This window comes from Mycobacterium sp. NGS59, assembly GCF_059812345.1.
The window spans coordinates 49,849-68,054 of record NZ_JCALCN010000004.1; the positions used below are offsets into that span (position 1 = coordinate 49,849).

Genomic DNA, 18,206 nt, shown 5'->3' on the forward strand with positions numbered 1-18,206 from the left:
CCGATCAGGGTACGTGCCGCCATGCCCGCACCGCCTCGTCCACGGCGTCGGAGGCGGACCCGTCGATCCAGCGCACCCGATGATCGCGGCGGAACCAGGATCGCTGCCGTCGCACATACCGGCGGGTACCGACGAAGGTCTGTTGCTGCGCGTCTTCCAGCAACGCCGGCGTTGCGCCGGCATCCAGCGCCGCGATCACCTGCGCGTACCCCAGCGCGCGGCATGCGGTGACGCCCTCGCGCAGGCCGCGGGTGAGCAACCCGCGCACCTCCTCGACCAGGCCGTCGGCGAACATCGTTTCGGTGCGTCGCGCCAGCCGCTCGTCGAGAACCGTTGTCTCGCAGTCCAATCCGACGATCATCGTGTCCCAGCGCGGGGCTCCGATGCGCGGTGCCGACGCGGCGAACGGTTGGCCGGTGAGTTCGATGACCTCCAGTGCGCGCACCGTGCGGCGACCGTCGGTGGGCAGGATCGTCGCGGCCGCGGCGGGATCCCGGCGGGCCAGTTCGGCGTGCAACTCGCCGACACCGATTTCGGCGAGGCGGCGTTCCCACCGGGCCCGCACGGCGGGGTCGGTCGCCGGAAACGACCAGTCGTCCAGCAGCGACTGAAGGTAGAGCATCGACCCGCCGACCACGATCGGCACCGCTCCCCGGCCCAGGATCGCTTCGATGTCAGCCGCGGCGGCCTGCTGGTAGTTGGCCACGGTCGCGGTCTCGGTGACGTCCAGCACGTCGAGTTGGTGATGCGGGATGCCGCGGCGCTGCGCGGCGGGCAACTTGGCGGTCCCGATATCCATGCCGCGGTAGAGCTGCATCGCGTCGGCGTTCACTATCTCCGCCCGACTGCCGAGCCTCTCGGCGACGTCAAGTGCCAGTTGCGACTTGCCGGTGCCGGTTGGACCGACGATTGCCAGCGGTCTCACGGCTGCCAGACACCGACGAAATAGCCGACACCGCAAGGGAATCCGCGGTACAGCTCCTTGACGGTACGGGGGCCGGGCTCGGCCACGCCGGCCAGCACCGCGAACGCCGTACGCCCCAGGACCCGGTCCGGCAGCCGGGTCAGGGCCTCGACGTCGCCGCGGGCCAGGGCGTCATCGAGGGTGTGCTGCGCCTCGGTGCCGGCGGGGTCGTAGCCCCCGGGTGCGCGGGCGGTGAGGGTATTGGCGCCGTCGGCCACGATCAGCACGCCGACCGGTTCGGGGTCGCGGTCGATCTCGGCGCGCAGCCGGCGCCCGCAGGCCAGCGCGTCGGCGGCGTCCTGGCCGGCCTCGTACACCTGGACTCGCGCGCTGCCGCCGGGTCGGACCCGACCGCGCAGCCAAGCCGCGATGAGGGCGCACAGCGGTAGGTCCATCGGGGATCGATCCTCGTCGTGCGGTGCCAGCGCGACCCGCACGTCGACCCCGAATCCCGCGAAAGTACCCGCACTTCCGGGACCGAACACCGCATCGGTTTCGCCGATGCCCACGGCGATCCAGCGCGCGGGCAGGACGGCGGCCGCCGCGGTCACCGCCGCGCTCAGATCGGCGATCTCGGCGTCGGCCGCGCCGGCGAGTTCGGGGACGAGCACCGGCGCGGACGGCACGATCGCGACGGCGCTGAGCACGCCACCAAACTAAACGTCCGGTGCGGAGTCGGGGCCGCCTACCCGGGCGTGGGTCCGAGGGCGGCGCCGTCGGCCGCGATCGCGGTCGGGGTGGGTGACGGCGCGGGTTCCTCGTCCCGGGGGCTGTCGGCGCCGGCGTCGGCGACGATCTGAGCGGCCTCGCCGCGCGCCAGCGCCACGGTGGCGACGATCACCAGGGCGACGGCCGCGAGCAAGACGAAAGCCTCTGCGCCGTCGGCGTCGATCGTCTCGGAGAGCACCAGGATGCCCAGCGTCGCGGCCACCACGGGCTTGGCGACGGTCATCGTCGGCAACGATGCGGTCAGCGCGCCGGCGCGGAAAGCGGACTGCTGGAAGATCATCCCGCACAGCATCGTCACCAACCACGGAATGAACTCCGGCGACGTCAGCGCGGCCCCGAGGCCGTCGTCGTGCAGCACGTGGACGACACCCTTGGTGAGCACCGCGAACAGCGCCAGCGACGAACCCGCGACGAATGCCAACAGCACCGCCGCTTGCGGCCGTCCGTGCCACACCTTCGCCGCAATCAGACACGACACCAGGATCGGTCCCATCACCGCGGCGACAATCAGCCAGGTCAGCAGGGGCGCGCGTTCATTGCCGTGCGCCGGGTCGCCGACTTTGATCACCACCGCCAGGGCCGCGGCCAGCGTGACGGCCCACACCCATTCCGACCGGGTGATCTTGTGGTGGGTGAGACGTGAGTAGATCGGCAACGCGAACAGCAGGGCGGTCACCTGAAGCGTGGTCACCAGCATCACCGATGCCCAGATCAACGCCACCGCCTGCAGGCTGTAGTTCAGGATCGCGCACAGACCGCCGGTCCACCAGCGAAGGTCGCGCAACGACATGCCGAAGAGCTTGAGATGGCCGACCTCTTCATCGGTGATCTCGTGGGCGGAGCGCTGCCGGATCACGTCACCGGTTGCCGATGCGAACGCCGCGACAAGGGCGATGCCCCCGGCGATACCAACCATTGACATCGCGATCCTCAATTCCCCAAACTTCGCTACCAGCGTTCCCCACGGTGCCAGGTGCGTACACCTGGTTTTCACTGGTAGTTAACCGACTACTTTATGGCTCGGCCCCGGCTGTGAACAGTGACTCAGCCGGTCGCCTACCGTTTTCCGACGCCTCCGATACTCGACTTTGTCGACCCACAGCTTTGCTCATCGAACTGAGCGCCACCCAGGTCTAGCTATGTGGCAGCTGTGAACACCACGATGGAGTCGCGCCCATCGCTACGGTACCCGCACGCCTGAGACGGCTATCCGGTGCAACTGAACGGGAACCGATTCGTTACCCCCGCCATCGGCTTCACCGACTGGTCGCCGTGGTGCAGACAGCATCGGTGACCCAAGGTGGCCGCGCAGCGCACGCCGAACTGCTTCAATACTTGTGGAAAACCGGTTGGCGACCGAGACGGAACTGCCAACCGTCGAGGTGCCGCTTCGCGCGGCAGCTGCGCGGGAAGTCGACCGCGCGATCGGAGAAGGATAGGTGACGAGCGTTATGACGGGTGACCAGCCCCGTGGCAACGACTCCGCAGAGTCGATCAGTGAACCCGCCGCCAGGCCGGTGCCAGGACCCCGTCCGAGGCCACGTCCCGGGCCGGCGCCCGGATCTGGTTCCCGCCCCGCGGCCGCACATCACCTGGCGAAGGCCCCGCACAGCGATCCGCACCGGTTCGGCCGGGTCGACGACGACGGCACCGTGTGGTTGATCAGCCGATCCGGCGAGCGTGTCGTCGGCTCGTGGCAGGCCGGAGACCGGGAAGCCGCGTTCGCGCACTTCGGCAGGCGTTTCGACGATCTGTCCACCGAGGTCACCCTGATGGAGGAGCGGCTGGTATCCGGGACCGGAGATCCCCGCAAGATCAACGCCAACGCCGCGGCACTGGCCGAGACGCTCTCGACGGCGGCGGTGCTCGGCGACGTGGACGCGCTGGCCGGCCGGTTGTCCGACATTCGCGCCCGCATCGACGTCTACGTCACCGCGCACCGATCCCGTCGCGAAGAGCATCGGGCCGCGCAGACCGCCCGCAAGGAGGCGCTGGCCGTCGAGGCCGAAGATCTGGCCGCCAACTCCACCCAGTGGAAGGTTGCCGGCGACCGTCTGCGCGCCATCCTCGAGGAGTGGAAGACGATCAGCGGGCTGGACCGTAAGGTCGACGACGCGCTGTGGAAGCGTTACTCGAGTGCCCGTGAGACGTTCAACCGGCGGCGCGGATCCCACTTCGCCGAACTGGATCGGGAGCGGTCGGGTGTGCGCCAGACCAAGGAGCGGCTGTGCCAGCGCGCCGAATCGTTGTCGGACTCCACGGACTGGGCCGCCACCAGCGCGGAGTTCCGCAAACTCCTGACGGAATGGAAAGCAGCGGGGCGCGCCAGCAAGGACGTCGACGACGCGCTGTGGCGCCGCTTCAAGGCGGCACAGGATTCCTTCTTCACCGCACGCAATGCCGTCACCGCGGAGAAGGACGCCGAGTTGCGCGCCAACGCGCTGGCCAAGGAGGCGCTGCTGGCCGAGGCCGAGAAGATCGATCCCAGCAACCAGGACGCCGCCCGGGCCGCGTTGCGCACGATCGGTGACAAGTGGGACGCCATCGGCAAGGTGCCGCGGGAGCGGTCCGCGGATCTCGAGCGACGGCTGCGCGCAGTGGAGAAGAAGGTGCGCGATGCCGGGGAGTCGGACCGCACCGACCCGCAGGCGCAGGCCCGCGCCGAGCAGTTCCGCTCGCGCGCCGAGCAGTACGAGCAGCAGGCCGCGAAGGCTGTCGCGGCGGGCAAGACCAAGGAAGCCGAAACGGCGAAGGCGAATGCCGAGCAGTGGCGGCAGTGGGCGGATGCCGCTGCCAAGGCGCTGACCCGCAGGTCCTAGCCGTCGTCCGGGTCGGGTTTGTCGGTCTGGTCCAGGTTGTCCAAGAGCGTTTTGGACTGGTGTTGCGCGACCACTCGGCGACGCTGTTCCTCGGCGGCCAGTTGCACGATGGTGCGCTGCCAGACCACTCGCGCCCAGTGGAACGCCAGCAGGATTACCGAGATCCAGCAGACGAACAGCCCGATACCCGGGCCGGGCTGGCCTGCCGGGACGGTCTGTCGTGACCAGACGGCCAGCAGTCCGGTGGCGCTGGCCAACGCCGAACCCGCCAGCGCCACCCAGGCCACCGCCCAGCGCCGGGTCAGCAACGCCAGCATCGAGAACCCGACCGCGAACACCAGCGTCAACCAGACGAAGACCCGCAACGGCAGCGCCGACACGGTGCCCGCTGCGCCGTGGGTGTTGAACAGCAGGTCCCAGCCGCGCACGCTGCCGGTGTGCGGCAGTACGAACGATCCCAGCAAAACGAAAACCAGGATTGCCACGACCAGCGCCCGCGCCCCGGGATCGATCTCCCGTGCGACGCGGCGCTCCGCAGCCTCGATTTCAGACCGGTAGGCGTCGAAATCCGCCGCGTTCGGTTGCTCGCTCATCTCGTTCCAGCCTATCCGCGGCAGCCGAGGGTCTGGACCGCGGCGCTGGGCTGCCCGACGCCGGGCATCCCGAGACCGACACCGCCCGGGCGCCGGCCGGTTGCGTGAGCATCGCCGGCACGGGTGCGACGGTGGGTCAGGATGCCGGCATCGGCGATCAAATGGTGCGGAGCGGCATCGGTGACCTGCACGGTGACGACGTCGCCGGGCCGCACCGACTCGCCATCGGTTTTGAAGTGGACCAGCCGGCCGTCGCGTGCCCGCCCGCTCATTCGTGCGGTGCTGGCATCCTTGCGCCCTTCGCCGGTGGCGATGAGCAGCTCGACGGTCCGGCCGATTAGGGCGCGATTGTGTTCGAGCGAGATCCGCTCCTGCAGCTCGACCAGCCGTTCATAACGTTCCTGCACAACGGCTTTCGGAAGCTGGTCGGGCAGCTCCGCGGCCGGGGTACCGGGGCGCTGGGAGTACTGGAAGGTGAACGCGGCGGCGAAGCGAGCCTGGGCCACGACGTCGAGGGTGGCTGCGAAGTCCTCTTCGGTTTCGCCGGGGAAACCGACGATCAGGTCGGTGGTGATGGCGGCGTGCGGCATGGCCGCGCGCACGCGTTCGATGATGCCCAGGTAGCGCTCGGCGCGATAGGAGCGGCGCATCGCGCGCAGGATCCGATCAGATCCGGACTGCAACGGCATGTGCAGCGCCGGGCAGACGTTGGGGGTCTGGGCCATCGCTTCGATGACGTCGTCGGTGAACTCGGCGGGGTGCGGCGAGGTGAACCGGACCCGCTCCAGGCCGTCGATGTCGCCGCAGGCCCGCAGCAGCTCGGCGAAAGCTCCCCGGTTGCGCGGTATCGCCGGGTCGGCGAAGGAGACGCCGTAGGCGTTCACGTTCTGGCCCAGCAGGGTGACTTCGAGCACGCCGTCGTCGACCAGCGTCTGGACCTCGGCCAGGATGTCGGTCGGGCTGCGGTCGACCTCCTTGCCCCGCAGCGACGGGACGATGCAGAAGGTGCAGCTGTTGTTGCAGCCGACGGAGATGGAAACCCAAGCGGCGTAAGAGGATTCGCGGGTACTCGGCAGTGACGACGGAAACTCCTGCAGCGCCTCGGCGATCTCCACCTGGGCGGCGTTGTTGTGGCGCGCGCGTTCGAGCAGCGTCGGCAGCGACCCGATGTTGTGGGTGCCGAAGACGACGTCGACCCACGGCGCCCGGCGCAGCACGGTGTCGCGGTCTTTCTGGGCCAGACAGCCCCCGACCGCGATCTGCATGTCGGGATTGCTGCGCTTGCGTGGCGCCAGGTGGCTGAGGTTGCCGTAGAGCTTGTTGTCGGCGTTCTCCCGGACGGCGCAGGTGTTGAAGACGACGATGTCGGCTTCGGTTCCGTCCTGCGCGCGTCGATAGCCGGCCGCCTCGAGCAGGCCCGCGAGCCGTTCGGAGTCGTGGACGTTCATCTGACAGCCGTAGGTGCGGACCTGGTAGGTGCGCGCCGAGTCCGACGCAGCATCGTCTGCCACGTGCCGGGCCACCGTCGAAGTCACGGGGCCATGGTACTGGCGCCCGTCCGCCACGGGCCGCGCTAGACCCGTCGGCGCTCCCGTTCGGCAGCCAGTTCGCCGAACACCACCTCGCACGCGACCGCCTGGCTGTACCCGCGGCGGGCCAGCATCCCGACCAGTCGGCGGGTGACCCTGGTGTCGTCGTCGTCCAGCACCTCCCGGCGCAACCGGGCCCGCACCAACTGCTCGGCGCGGTCCCGCTCGGCGCCGGCGTCGATCCCGGCCAGCACCGTGCTGATCACGTCGTTGTCCACGCCCTTGGTGTGCAACTCGGCGGCCAGCGCGCGCTTGCTCTTGCCCGCGTTGGCCCGTCGGGATCGCACCCACTGTTCGGCGAAGTCAGCGTCGTCCACCAGTCCGACGCCGGCCAGCCGGTCCAGCACCCGGGTGCTGACGTCGTCGGGAAAGCCCTTCCTGGCCAATTGCCCGGCCAACTCGGCCCTGGTCCGGGAGCGTGCGGTGAGCAGGCGCAGGCACAATGCCCGCGCCTGCTCCTCGCGCCGCTCAGAAGTCGACGGGGGCGGGCAGGACGCTGTCATCGGTCACCACTGCGCCAATGCCGAGCTTTTCCTTGATCTTCTTCTCGATCTCGTTGGCGATGTCGGCGTTCTCCAGCAGGAAGTTGCGGGCATTTTCCTTGCCCTGACCGAGTTGTTCGCCCTCGTAGGTGAACCAGGAACCGGACTTGCGAATGAAGCCCTGGTCCACCCCCATGTCGATCAGCGAGCCTTCCCGGCTGATGCCCCGGCCGTAGAGGATGTCGAATTCGGCCTGCTTGAACGGCGGCGACACCTTGTTCTTGACGATCTTGACCCGGGTGCGGTTGCCGACCGCGTTGGTGCCGTCCTTGAGCGTCTCGATCCGCCGCACGTCCATGCGCACCGACGCGTAGAACTTCAGCGCCTTGCCACCTGTGGTGGTCTCTGGACTCCCGAACATCACGCCGATCTTTTCCCGCAGCTGGTTGATGAAGATCGCGGTGGTGCCCGAATTGTTCAGTGCACCAGTCATTTTCCGCAACGCCTGGCTCATCAGCCGGGCCTGCAGCCCGACGTGGCTGTCACCCATCTCGCCTTCGAGTTCCGCGCGTGGCACCAGTGCGGCCACCGAGTCGATGACCACGATGTCCAGCGCGCCCGAGCGGATCAGCATGTCGGCGATCTCGAGGGCCTGCTCCCCGGTGTCCGGCTGGCTGACCAGCAGCGAATCGGTGTCGACGCCGAGTTTCTTGGCGTACTCCGGATCCAGCGCGTGCTCGGCGTCGATGAACGCCGCGACACCGCCGGCGGCCTGGGCATTGGCCACCGCATGCAGCGCCACGGTGGTCTTACCCGAGGACTCCGGGCCGTAGATCTCGATGACCCGGCCCCGGGGCAGGCCGCCGATGCCCAGGGCGACGTCCAGTGCGATGGACCCCGTCGGGATAACTGAGATCGGCTGACGCACCTCGTCGCCGAGGCGCATCACCGAGCCTTTGCCGTAACTCTTCTCGATCTGGGCCATCGCCAGTTCGAGAGCCTTCTCGCGGTCAGGGGCTTGTGCCATGGTGCCTCTCCTGTAGTCGTGTGTTCGGTGACCGGTATCGGTCGGTTGGCCGTGACACTAGAGAAGGCCACCGACAAGTCGAGATCACCGAATGCCACCACAGTAGACGAACATGTGTTCGACCGGGGTTCGACACGCCGCGTGTGGCACCATCTCCCCACATGGACATCTCCGCGGAGCTGGCCGAGATTTCCTCTTACGGTGGGTTTTTCGCCCTGACCGTCGGCGGTGACCCGGTCGGGTGGCACCCGGTCACCCAGTCCTACGCCGACGGATTCGGCGATCTCGTCGGCCGGTACCGCACCTCCGAGCGCCGCATCGGCGCGTCCTTGGTGCACCTGGGCCACGCCGCCCGACTGTGGTCACCCGTGCTGGCCTGCGTGCTCGCCCACGGCGTCCTGCCCGACCTGACCGATTTGCAGCGGGCCGACGACAGCGCGCAACTGCGGCTGCCCATCCCCGTCGGCGATCCCGTCGACCCCTCCCCCGAACTGGTCTACCGCGTCGTGGTGACCGACCACATGGCGCGGTTCGCAGCCGGACTGAGCGTCGACCTGGCTCCGGGACTGCTCTCCGGCAACATTGCATCCGCGCTGGTGGGAACCGCAAGGATGCTGCTCGGTGCGCGGCCCGACCTGCGTGAGCAGATCACGCAGCTGACGACCGCCTTATTGAGCACCGGTGACCTGGCCGGGACCGGGGTGCTCACCAGCCGCGATCTCGGCTTCCGGCGCCACAGCTGTTGCCTGTATTACCGACTGCCCGGCGGGGGTAAATGCGGGGACTGCGGCATCTAACCGATTGACTCTGCGCTCAGGGCGTTGTCTTCTCGCATTTTCCCGCCCTGGGCGCAGAGTCAACAGAGGGCCAAACAATCACCACTGGTCACGAGGCACGTCGAAGTCGGCGCACAACGCCCGCCACACGTCGCGCGGCTCGACACCGTCCTCGATGGCCTGCGCCGCGGTCCGGCCGTCGAAGCCGCTCAGAACGTGATCGACCAGCACCGACGACCCGTAGGCTGCGCCGAACCGCAGCACCACCCGTTCGTTGAACTCCGTCAACCGCACGCCAGCAAGATACCCAGCCGGTTATTCGGCTAAAGCAAGCGCGTCGCGGCACACCCGCACCGGATCGGCCACCTGGGACGCGCTGTCGGCGGCCCGCTGAGCGGCGGCGCGGTAGCTGGGCGACGACAGCACCTCACCCACCGCGGCCACCAGCGCGTCGGCGGACAGCGGCCGGATCAGCTGCCCGCTGCCCTGCCGTACCACGCGATTGGCCATCTCCCACTGATCTCCGCCGCCGGGCACCACCACCAGCGGCACCCCCGCCAGCAACGCCTTGGCCACCAGTCCATGTCCGCCTCCGCCGATCACCAGGTCGGCGTGCTTCAACAGCTCGTCCTGCCGGCCCAGCCCCACCGCCGTCCACGGTGGCACCGTCAGCTCCTCGCCGCCCAGTCGCGAGACCACCAGTCGGGCACCGGTCGGCAACGTCTCCCCCGGCGTCAGGCATTGCAGCGCGAGTCCGGCCAGACCCACCGTGCCGGTCGCCGCGGTCGACGGCGCGATCATCACCACCGGGCCCGAACCCGATGGAATGTCCAGCACCTGATCGGTCGGCTCGAAATGCAGCGGGCCCACCACCACCGCCTCGGCCGGCCAGTCCGGGCGCGGCACTTCCAGCGCCGGCAGCGTGGCGATCAACCGCCGTACCGGCCCCGGATCGTGCGCCGGCAGCCCGATGTCGACCCGGACGGCGGACCGCTGCTGCAGACCCTTGCGCACCGAGCGGGCCGTCAGCGCCCGCATCACGGTGTCACGCAGTCGGCCGCGCAGTCCGACCCCGGGAGCCAGCCCACTGCCGATCGGCGGCAATCCCCTGGACGGCAGATACAGCGGATGTGGGCAGAGCTCAACCCACGGAATGCCGAGGAGCTCCGCGGCCAGACCGCCACCCGAGGTGATGACGTCGGAAACCACTAGATCCGGAGCGAGGTCACCCAGCGTCGGCGCGATCAGCACCGCCATCCGGGCTGCCCGCCGATGAATCCTGGCCCCGGCGTCGACGTCCTCGTCGACCGCTTTGAGTCCGTCCAGCTCGATGGCGTCGACGCCGGCGCTGCGGGCGGCTTCCAGCCATTCGACCCCGGTCAGCAGCGTCGGTGTGTCGCCGGCAGCCAGGAAGCGTTGGCACAGCGCGACGGCGGGGAACGAGTGCCCGGGATCCGGCCCGGCGACCACGGCGACGCGCATCGGCCCTACCCTGCCACAGCCGCCCTCACCTACGCTGGCAAGCATGACCGAGCTGACTCAGACAACGACCGACGACAATATCCGCACGGTCGAGGGATTCCTGTATGCGCTGCAGGACGAGGACTTCGACACCGCGGAGGCCGCATTGGCCGACGACCTCGTCTACGAGAACGTCGGCTTCTCCCGGATGCGCGGCGGGCGCAAGGTGGGCAAGTTGTTCCGCAAGATGGAAGGCCGCATCGGGTTCGAGGTGAAGTTCCACCGCGTGGCCGCTGATGGTAACGCGGTGCTGACCGAGCGCACCGACGCGCTGATTCTCGGACCGCTGCGACTGCAGTTCTGGGTCTGCGGGATCTTCGAGCTCCGCGACGGCCGAATCACCCTGTGGCGGGACTACTTCGATGCCTTCGACTTCCTGAAGGCGATCGCGCGTGGCGTGGCCGGCATTGCCATCCCGTCGCTGCGACCCACGCTCTAGCTACTGAGCTTTTCTCAAGCCGCCGAGCTCGTCGAACGCCTGCGCCCAACCCGACAGACGGTCGGTGGCGCCCACGAGTTCGTCGCGGTAGCGCTGCTGGGTCAGCATGACCACGCCGCCGCCGGCACCGTCGCCGTTCGCCGACGAGACCAGATGCGCCGCGGCGGTGACCATCTCGTTGTACTGACGGACACCCGCGCCGAGCTGCGCGGTGTAGGCGTTGATGGTCGGCACCAGATAGTCGCGCGACGATTTCGAGGACTGCGCGGCACGTTCCATCGACACCACCTGGGCCGCGGTGGCTGCCATCGCCGCAGAGGTTCGCTTGGCGGCGTCGGTGAGGTCGGTGATCTCGTCAGCGGGCAGCATCGCACCGCGCTCGATCACACCGAGCAGCGAATAGAAGCCGCGCTCTGAGGCACCCAGTGCGTACATCGCCGGTCGTGCGGCCGAACCCGATGGTGGCAGCCGACGGGCGCCGGCCGGACGCTGCGCCGGCAGCGGCTCGGACTTCAGCCAGTAGTAGCGGAAGAACAACAGCGTCGCGGGGATCACCATCACGACGGCGACGGCGCCGGTGATCTGCAGCAGCAGCGCGAACCAGCCCCAGGCCGCCAGCACCGCCGTCACCAACGCCCAGAACGCCACCCCGGCGGTGAAGATCCACGCCCAGCGCAGCGCGCGTCGACGGCGGCGCAGCAGACGGGCGCGGGGATCGGATGCTGCGTTGATTTTTCGCGCAACCAGGTCGGACACGTCGGCCAAGGTGTCGAATCCGCGCTGCAGCAGCCGCCGCCACAGCCCGTGCCGATCCGACCTCGCCATCATCACTGCCCCTTACCGACCGCTTACTGACCGAACGGTTTCTCGGGGATCGCCCCGCCGGTCTCGGTGGCCGGCTTGGTCGTGTTGATCCCGGGTGAAGCCGCGCCTCCGGCCGGCAGAGCCTCGCCCCGCATCGACGCGCGGATCTGCTCCAGCCGGGAATGCCCGGCCATCTGAACACCGGCCTGTTCGACCTCGAGCATGCGGCCCTGCACCGAGCTCTGCGCGAGTTCGGCCGAACCGATCGCGTTAGCGTAGCGGCGCTCGATCTTGTCGCGCACCTCGTCGAGACTGGGCACGTTGCCCGGTGCGGCGAGCTCGCTCATCGACCGCAGCGAGGCGCTGACCTGCTCCTGCATCTTGGCCTGCTCGAGTTGACTGAGCAGCTTGGTGCGCTCGGCGATCTTCTGCTGCAGCACCATCGCGTTGCGTTCGACGGCCTTCTTGGCTTGCCCCGCCGCCTGCAGCGCCTGGTCGTGCAGGGTCTTGAGGTCCTCGACGCTCTGCTCGGCGGTGACCAGCTGGGCCGCGAACGCCTCGGCGGCGTTGTTGTACTCGGTCGCCTTGGCGGCGTCACCGTTGGCGACGGCCTGGTCGGCCAAGGTCAGCGCTTGGCGCACATTGACCTGCAGCTTCTCGATGTCGGCCAGTTGCCGGTTGAGGCGCATCTCCAGCTGGCGCTGGTTGCCGATCACCTGCGCAGCCTGCTGGGTCAAAGCCTGATGGGTCCGTTGGGCTTCCTCGATGGCCTGCTGGATCTGGATCTTGGGGTCCGCGTGCTCGTCGATCTTGGAGTTGAACAGCGCCGTCAGGTACTTCCACGCTTTGACGAACGGATTGGCCATCAGTGAGCTCCGCCTTCGCTTCTTGTGTGCCGGTTGGGCCGCAACGCTACCCCTGCAGCCCAATTTAGTGGGTCAGCGCGCATCGCCCTACCCATGGTGCATATCTGGGGCCGGGCGGGTCAGCGATCAGGCAACGGCGAGCGTGGCGACCGGCGGAATGACCACCTTCGTGCTGGCGTCGATGCTGGGAACCGCGCTGCGGGCGGCGCGCTCCTCGCCGGCCATCCGCTGCCCCGCATCGATGAGCACCTGCGACAGCGGGACGTGCAGCGCGCCGCAGATCGCGGTGAGCAACTCGCTGGACGGCTCCTTGCGACCCCGCTCGACCTCGGACAAGTATCCGAGACTCACCCGCGCCGAATCGGACACCTCGCGCAATGTCCGGCCCTGCGTCGTCCGGGTCCCCCGCAGCACGTCGCCAATGACCTCCCGCACCAATGACGTCATCGGGCTCTCCTTCGCTTCTCTCCCACGGATCCCATCCAGAAAGCATGGAACTTTAGGTCAACGCCGGCACTGGGCGGGTTGGTTCCCGGAATGGCGTCCGGATTCAGGCAGCGTGGCCCGTGTGGCGCATTTCGCGCACTGTCGACGCGACGTAGTCGATGCCGGTGACCACCGTCAGCACGACCGCCAGGCCCATCACGACCTGCGCGGCGGTGTGCAGCACCCCCGACAGGGGCAACACGAACAACCCGATCGCCACCGCCTGCACCAGGGTCTTGACCTTGCCGCCCCAGCTCGCGGGAATGACGCCGCGGCGAATCACGGCCAGTCGCAACACGGTGATGGCGATTTCGCGGGTCATGATCAGCACGGTGACCCACCAGGGCAGATCGCCGAGCATCGACAGACCGATCAGTGCCGCACCGATCAGGGTCTTGTCCGCGATCGGGTCGATGAACGCGCCGAACTCGGTCGCCATGCCGTAGTTGCGGGCCAATTGCCCGTCGAATCGGTCGGTAATGCAGGCCAGCGCGAATATCGTCCATGCGGCGATTCGGGCATAAGTATGGTGGCCGTCGCCGTAGAACAACGCGTACAAGAAGATCGGAACCAGCACCAGGCGCAGCAGCGTCAAAGTATTCGCCAGATTGGCGATGCGGGCAGGCCCTGCCACCTCACCCGTTTCAGGCTGCCCCGACACGGCAACAGAATAACGGCTGGCCAGCTCAAGCGGTGGTCGACGTCGATAGTGTCGTTCCGTGACCGAAAGTCGACCGGTGGTACGGCGCGCGCGGACGTCCGACGTCCCCGCGATCAAGCAACTCGTCGACACCTATTCCGGAAGAATCCTGCTGGAGAAGAATCTCGTCACGCTCTATGAAGCTGTCCAGGAATTCTGGGTGGCCGAACACCCCGGGGAGACGGGGAAAGTCGTCGGGTGCGGGGCGCTGCACGTGCTGTGGTCGGATCTCGGCGAAATTCGCACGGTCGCCGTCGACCCCGCCATGACGGGTCACGGCATCGGTCATGCGATCGTCGAGCGGCTCCTCGAGGTGGCCCGTGAGTTGCAGTTGCAACGGTTGTTCGTGTTGACGTTCGAGACCGAGTTCTTCGGCAGGCACGGGTTCACCGAGATCGAAGGCACACCGGTCACGGCCGAGGTGTTCGAGGAGATGTGCCGCTCCTACGACATCGGCGTCGCGGAGTTCCTCGACCTGAGCTACGTGAAGCCCAACACGTTGGGCAACTCCCGCATGCTGCTGGTTTTGTAGCGCGAGCAGACGCAAAAGCCCCTAATTGAGGCGCGAAACGGGGGCTTTTACGTCTGCTCGGCCTCAGAAGTGCCGCCGCGGATCAGCGCTAGTGTCCCGGCCAGTTCGTCGGGTTTGACCAGCACCTCGCGGGCCTTGGACCCTTCGCTGGGGCCGACGATGCCGCGGGTCTCCATCAGATCCATCAGCCGGCCCGCTTTGGCGAACCCGACCCGCAGCTTGCGCTGCAGCATCGACGTCGAACCGAACTGGCTGGAAACCACCAGTTCCACGGCCTGCAGGAACACATCCATGTCGTCGCCGATGTCCGGGTCGACGTCGGTCCGCTCGCCGGTGGGTTTCGCGGCCGTGACGCCCTCGGTGTATTCCGGTTCGGCCTGATCCTTGCAGGCGGCGACGACGGCCTGAATCTCTTCGTCGCTGATGTAGGCACCCTGCAGGCGCACCGGTTTGCTCGCGCCCATCGGGAGGAACAGCCCGTCGCCCATGCCGATCAGCTTCTCCGCGCCGGCCTGGTCCAGGATCACCCGGCTGTCGGTCAGCGACGACGTCGCAAACGCCAGCCGCGACGGCACGTTGGTCTTGATCAGCCCGGTGACCACGTCGACCGACGGGCGCTGCGTGGCCAGCACCAGGTGGATCCCGGCCGCCCGCGCCTTCTGGGTGATCCGCACGATCGCGTCCTCGACGTCGCGCGGGGCGGTCATCATCAGGTCTGCCAACTCGTCGACGATCGCCAACACATAGGGGTACGGCCGGTACTCACGCTGGCTGCCCAACGGCGCCGTGATCGCGCCGGAGCGCACCTTGGCGTTGAAGTCGTCGATGTGGCGCACCCGGGAGGCCTGCATGTCCTGGTAGCGCTGCTCCATCTCCTCGACCAGCCACGCCAACGCGGCCGCCGCCTTCTTGGGCTGGGTGATGATCGGGGTGATCAGGTGCGGAATGCCTTCGTACGGCGTCAGTTCCACCATCTTCGGGTCGATCAGGATCATCCTGACCTCCTCGGGGGTGGCCCGGGTCAGCAACGACACCAGCATGGAGTTGACGAAGCTGGACTTGCCCGAGCCGGTGGACCCGGCGACCAGCAGATGCGGCATCTTGGCCAGGTTCGCCGAGATGAAGTCACCCTCGATGTCTTTGCCCAGGCCGATGACCAGCGGGTGGTGGTCCCGACGGGTCGACGGCGCGGTCAGCACGTCGGCCAGCCGCACCATCTCGCGGTCGGTGTTGGGCACCTCGATGCCGACGGCGGATTTGCCCGGGATCGGCGCCAGCATGCGCACGCTCTCGGTGGCCACCGCGTAGGCGATGTTCTTCTGCAGCGCGGTGATCTTCTCGACCTTGACCCCGGGTCCCAGCTCGACCTCGTAGCGGGTGACGGTCGGGCCGCGGGTGCAGCCGGTGACGGCCGCGTCGACCTTGAACTGGGTCAGCACGTCCCCGATGGCGCCCGCCATGTGGTTGTTGGCGGCGCTGCGCTTCTTCGGCGGATCACCGACGACCAGCAAATCCAGCGGCGGCAGCACGTAGGGGCCCTCCACGACGCGGTCCAGGACTTCAGTGTCCTTGCGCGACTTGCGGTTTCGGGCAACTACGGGTTCCGGCGTCGTCGGTGTGTCGTCCTCGGCCGGAGCCTCCTTCGCCGACGGCCACGCCACCGGCGCGTCGTCTACCGGCTGGTCGTAGTAGCCGTCGGAAAAGTCCTCGCGCGGTGCGACTTCCACGGTGTCGGCGTCGTCACCGGCGAAGTCCTCCGCGAAGTCCTGGTCGTAGTCGTCTTCGTACTCGTCCTGGAACAGGCGGGTACCGAACATGCGCCGCAGGGCATCGGGCACTTCGCGGACCGTGATGCCGGCCAGCAACAACAACCCGAACAGCGCGCCGATGAACAACAGCGGCGCCGCGATCCACGGTGTGAGTCCATCCGAGAGCGGGCCGCCGATCGCGAATCCGACGAATCCGGCTGCCCGCCGGCGCAATTCGGGCTCCTCGGGTGATCCCGCCCACAGGTGCCGCAGGCCCAGGAACGACAGCGCGATCAGGGTGGAGCCCAGGATCAAGCGGGGTCGGGCGTCGGGATCGGGCTCGGTGCGCATCAGCACGACCGCCGTCGCCGCCGCGACCAGCGGCAGCAGCAGGACTGCCGAGCCGACGCACATCCGCAGCCCCGCGTCCAACCACGCGCCCACCGGACGGGCGGCGCCGAACCACGAGCCCGCGGCGACGATGACGGCAAAGCCGAGCAGGGCCAGCGCGATTCCGTCGCGACGGTGGCCCGGTTCGATGTGCCGGGCCTGGCCGATCGAGCGTGCCGCGCCGCCGGTGGCTTTGGCGGCCATCATCCAGGTCGCGCGGGCGGCGCGGCCGCCATTGATCCCGGCCGAGACCAGTAGCGACTGGTTGTGCCGCTTGGCAGGCCTGGTGACCCGCTTGACGGGCTTGCCGGGGCGCTTCTTGGGGGCCCGCGTCGGCGCACCCGAACGCGCACTGCGGGATCCGGCCCCCGAAGCACCCTTGGGCCGGCTCGTTCGGGCACCGGAACTGGCGGCGGTCTTACTGGCCATGACCGCAAGCCTAGTCCCAGTGACCTCATCCGCACCAACCGCCACACTGGTAACAGCGCATTGATCGCGATGTGCTCGTTCGGTGACCTGACGGCGTGAGTAGTGTGTCAACCGGCCAGCCCGTTTGGCCACGTCATACCCGCTGCCCCGCCAGAGTCGTCAGGAGCCCCAGCATGCCCGTCGTCGTGGTCGCCACCCTCACCGTCAAACCGGAGTCGGTCGACACTGTCCGCGAGATCCTCACCACCGCGGTGCCAGAGGTGCACGACGAGCCCGGCTGTCAGTTGTATTCGCTGCACCAGACCGGCGAGACCTTCGTGTTCGTCGAGCAGTGGGCCGACGAGGAGGCGCTGAAGACGCACAGCACGTCGCCGGCGATCGCCAAGATGTTCACCGCGGCCGGCGAGCACCTGGCCGGCGCCCCGGACATCAAGATGTTGCAGCCGATTCCGGCCGGCGACAGCGAAAAAGGGCAGCTGCGCGCCTGATGGCCGAGGGTCCGCTCGCCGGCAAAGTCGCGTTCATCACGGGTGCCGCGCGCGGCCAGGGACGGGCGTACGCGGTCCGGCTGGCCCGGGACGGCGCCGACGTGATCGCCGTCGACCTGTGCGGCCAGATCGACAGCGTGCCTTACCCGTTGGGCACCGCCGAAGACCTGGCCCGCACCGTTCAGTTGGTCGAGGGCACCGGGGCGCGGATCGTGGCCAGGCAGGCCGACGTGCGGGACCGCGCGGGATTGGCGGCCGCCCTGCAGGCCGGGCTCGACGAATTGGGCCGGCTCGACATCGTGGTGGTCAACGCCGGCATCGCGCCGATGCAGTCCGCGGACGGCTGGCGCGACGTCATCGACGTCAACCTCACCGGCGCCTACCACACCGTCGACGTGTCGATACCGGCTCTGGTCGAGCACGGTGACGGCGGGTCGATCGTGCTGATCAGCTCGGCCGCCGGACTCGCGGGTGTGGGCAGTGGCGACGCCGGCTCCCTGGGCTACGCGGCCGCCAAGCACGGCCTGGTCGGCCTGATGCGTCTGTACGCCAATCTGCTTGCGAAACACAGCATTCGGGTCAACTCGGTGCACCCGTCCGGGGTCAACACCCCGATGATCAACAACGAATTCACTCTCAAGTGGCTGGCCGACCTGGTTGCCGAGTCGGGCTCGGCTCCGGGCATGAGCAACGCGTTGCCGGTGCAGATCCTGCAGGCCGACGACATCGCCAACGCGGTGGCCTGGTTGGTGTCCGACCAGGCTCGCTACATCACCGGTGTGACGCTGCCGGTCGACGCGGGTTCGGTCAACAAGCGCTGACCA

At 68.3% G+C, this 18,206-nt stretch carries 20 protein-coding genes; 6 read left to right on the plus strand and 14 right to left on the minus strand.

Going from position 1 to position 18,206, the window contains the following annotated elements; genetic code table 11:
• Positions 1-4 precede the first annotated feature (4 nt).
• Genes miaA through AC5Y46_RS06800 form a run of 3 tightly spaced genes read right to left on the minus strand, consistent with a single transcriptional unit; the run spans position 5 to position 2,615 of the window.
• On the minus strand, positions 5-925 hold the full coding sequence (gene miaA / locus AC5Y46_RS06790; protein WP_499946293.1) for a tRNA (adenosine(37)-N6)-dimethylallyltransferase MiaA: 921 nt from the start codon (positions 923-925) through the stop codon (positions 5-7).
• Positions 922-1,611 (minus strand): class III extradiol ring-cleavage dioxygenase family protein, encoded by a 690-nt coding sequence (locus tag AC5Y46_RS06795; protein WP_499990498.1) that lies wholly within the window; start codon positions 1,609-1,611, stop codon positions 922-924. Before AC5Y46_RS06795 ends, miaA begins: the two co-directional genes overlap by 4 nt.
• A 38-nt stretch (positions 1,612-1,649) precedes the next feature.
• The gene (locus AC5Y46_RS06800) at positions 1,650-2,615 is read right to left on the minus strand and encodes a DMT family transporter (RefSeq protein ID WP_499942338.1); all 966 of its coding nucleotides are present in this window, start codon (positions 2,613-2,615) and stop codon (positions 1,650-1,652) included.
• Between the two features lie 529 nt (positions 2,616-3,144).
• Between AC5Y46_RS06800 and AC5Y46_RS06805 the strand changes: the two genes are divergently transcribed.
• Positions 3,145-4,512, plus strand: coding sequence for a DUF349 domain-containing protein (locus AC5Y46_RS06805; RefSeq protein ID WP_499942387.1), 1,368 nt, complete (start codon positions 3,145-3,147; stop codon positions 4,510-4,512).
• Here AC5Y46_RS06805 and AC5Y46_RS06810 read toward each other — a convergent pair.
• The 4 genes from AC5Y46_RS06810 to recA are packed head-to-tail and all read right to left on the minus strand — an operon-like array spanning position 4,509 to position 8,203.
• Complete coding sequence (locus AC5Y46_RS06810; RefSeq protein ID WP_499942337.1) at positions 4,509-5,105, minus strand: Rv2732c family membrane protein; 597 nt, start codon at positions 5,103-5,105, stop codon at positions 4,509-4,511. The genes AC5Y46_RS06805 and AC5Y46_RS06810 overlap by 4 nt on opposite strands.
• Positions 5,106-5,116: 11 nt before the next feature.
• Positions 5,117-6,640 carry a tRNA (N6-isopentenyl adenosine(37)-C2)-methylthiotransferase MiaB gene (gene miaB, locus AC5Y46_RS06815; protein WP_499942335.1) on the minus strand — a complete coding sequence of 508 codons (1,524 nt, stop codon included), beginning with the start codon at positions 6,638-6,640 and terminating at the stop codon, positions 5,117-5,119.
• 38 nt (positions 6,641-6,678) lie between these two features.
• On the minus strand, positions 6,679-7,197 hold the full coding sequence (gene recX / locus AC5Y46_RS06820) for a recombination regulator RecX (protein WP_499942333.1): 519 nt from the start codon (positions 7,195-7,197) through the stop codon (positions 6,679-6,681).
• Positions 7,163-8,203: a recombinase RecA gene (recA, locus tag AC5Y46_RS06825; protein ID WP_499942331.1), complete on the minus strand. Its 1,041-nt coding sequence runs from the start codon at positions 8,201-8,203 to the stop codon at positions 7,163-7,165. The genes recX and recA overlap by 35 nt, the downstream gene beginning before the upstream one ends.
• Before the next feature lie 161 nt (positions 8,204-8,364).
• On the opposite strand from recA, the gene AC5Y46_RS06830 reads away from it, so the two are divergent.
• Positions 8,365-9,000 (plus strand): (2Fe-2S)-binding protein, encoded by a 636-nt coding sequence (locus AC5Y46_RS06830; RefSeq protein WP_499942330.1) that lies wholly within the window; start codon positions 8,365-8,367, stop codon positions 8,998-9,000.
• A gap of 78 nt (positions 9,001-9,078) precedes the next feature.
• Here the strand turns inward: AC5Y46_RS06830 and AC5Y46_RS06835 are convergent, their stop codons facing one another.
• Positions 9,079-9,273 carry a DUF3046 domain-containing protein gene (locus AC5Y46_RS06835; RefSeq protein WP_499942328.1) on the minus strand — a complete coding sequence of 65 codons (195 nt, stop codon included), beginning with the start codon at positions 9,271-9,273 and terminating at the stop codon, positions 9,079-9,081.
• A 21-nt stretch (positions 9,274-9,294) separates the two neighbouring features.
• Entirely contained in the window at positions 9,295-10,461 is a 1,167-nt protein-coding gene (locus AC5Y46_RS06840; protein ID WP_499990508.1) for a glycosyltransferase, read from the minus strand.
• A gap of 43 nt (positions 10,462-10,504) precedes the next feature.
• Here AC5Y46_RS06840 and AC5Y46_RS06845 point away from each other — a divergent pair, with 43 nt between their 5' ends.
• The gene (locus AC5Y46_RS06845) at positions 10,505-10,939 is read left to right on the plus strand and encodes a limonene-1,2-epoxide hydrolase family protein (protein WP_499942324.1); all 435 of its coding nucleotides are present in this window, start codon (positions 10,505-10,507) and stop codon (positions 10,937-10,939) included.
• Here AC5Y46_RS06845 and pspM read toward each other — a convergent pair whose 3' ends face one another.
• The 4 genes from pspM to pgsA form a co-directional block, all read right to left on the minus strand.
• Complete coding sequence (gene pspM / locus AC5Y46_RS06850) at positions 10,940-11,767, minus strand: phage shock envelope stress response protein PspM (RefSeq protein ID WP_499942323.1); 828 nt, start codon at positions 11,765-11,767, stop codon at positions 10,940-10,942.
• 20 nt (positions 11,768-11,787) lie between these two features.
• On the minus strand, positions 11,788-12,609 hold the full coding sequence (gene pspA / locus AC5Y46_RS06855; protein ID WP_499942321.1) for a phage shock protein PspA: 822 nt from the start codon (positions 12,607-12,609) through the stop codon (positions 11,788-11,790).
• Positions 12,610-12,735: 126 nt separating this feature from the next.
• Positions 12,736-13,056, minus strand: a complete 321-nt coding sequence (clgR, locus tag AC5Y46_RS06860; protein ID WP_499942319.1) for a transcriptional regulator ClgR — start codon at positions 13,054-13,056, stop codon at positions 12,736-12,738.
• A gap of 103 nt (positions 13,057-13,159) precedes the next feature.
• Complete coding sequence (pgsA, locus tag AC5Y46_RS06865; RefSeq protein ID WP_499942317.1) at positions 13,160-13,756, minus strand: CDP-diacylglycerol--glycerol-3-phosphate 3-phosphatidyltransferase; 597 nt, start codon at positions 13,754-13,756, stop codon at positions 13,160-13,162.
• Between the two features lie 58 nt (positions 13,757-13,814).
• Here pgsA and AC5Y46_RS06870 point away from each other — a divergent pair, with 58 nt between their 5' ends.
• A complete protein-coding gene (locus tag AC5Y46_RS06870) occupies positions 13,815-14,327 on the plus strand; it encodes an amino-acid N-acetyltransferase (RefSeq protein ID WP_499942315.1) in 513 nt (170 codons plus the stop codon).
• Between the two features lie 47 nt (positions 14,328-14,374).
• Here AC5Y46_RS06870 and AC5Y46_RS06875 read toward each other — a convergent pair whose 3' ends face one another.
• Positions 14,375-16,672, minus strand: a complete 2,298-nt coding sequence (locus tag AC5Y46_RS06875; protein WP_499942385.1) for an FtsK/SpoIIIE family DNA translocase — start codon at positions 16,670-16,672, stop codon at positions 14,375-14,377.
• 395 nt (positions 16,673-17,067) lie between these two features.
• Between AC5Y46_RS06875 and AC5Y46_RS06880 the strand changes: the two genes are divergently transcribed.
• A complete protein-coding gene (locus tag AC5Y46_RS06880) occupies positions 17,068-17,382 on the plus strand; it encodes a putative quinol monooxygenase (protein ID WP_499942313.1) in 315 nt (104 codons plus the stop codon).
• Positions 17,382-18,203, plus strand: coding sequence for a mycofactocin-coupled SDR family oxidoreductase (locus AC5Y46_RS06885; RefSeq protein WP_499942311.1), 822 nt, complete (start codon positions 17,382-17,384; stop codon positions 18,201-18,203). Before AC5Y46_RS06880 ends, AC5Y46_RS06885 begins: the two co-directional genes overlap by 1 nt.
• Positions 18,204-18,206: the final 3 nt, after the last annotated feature.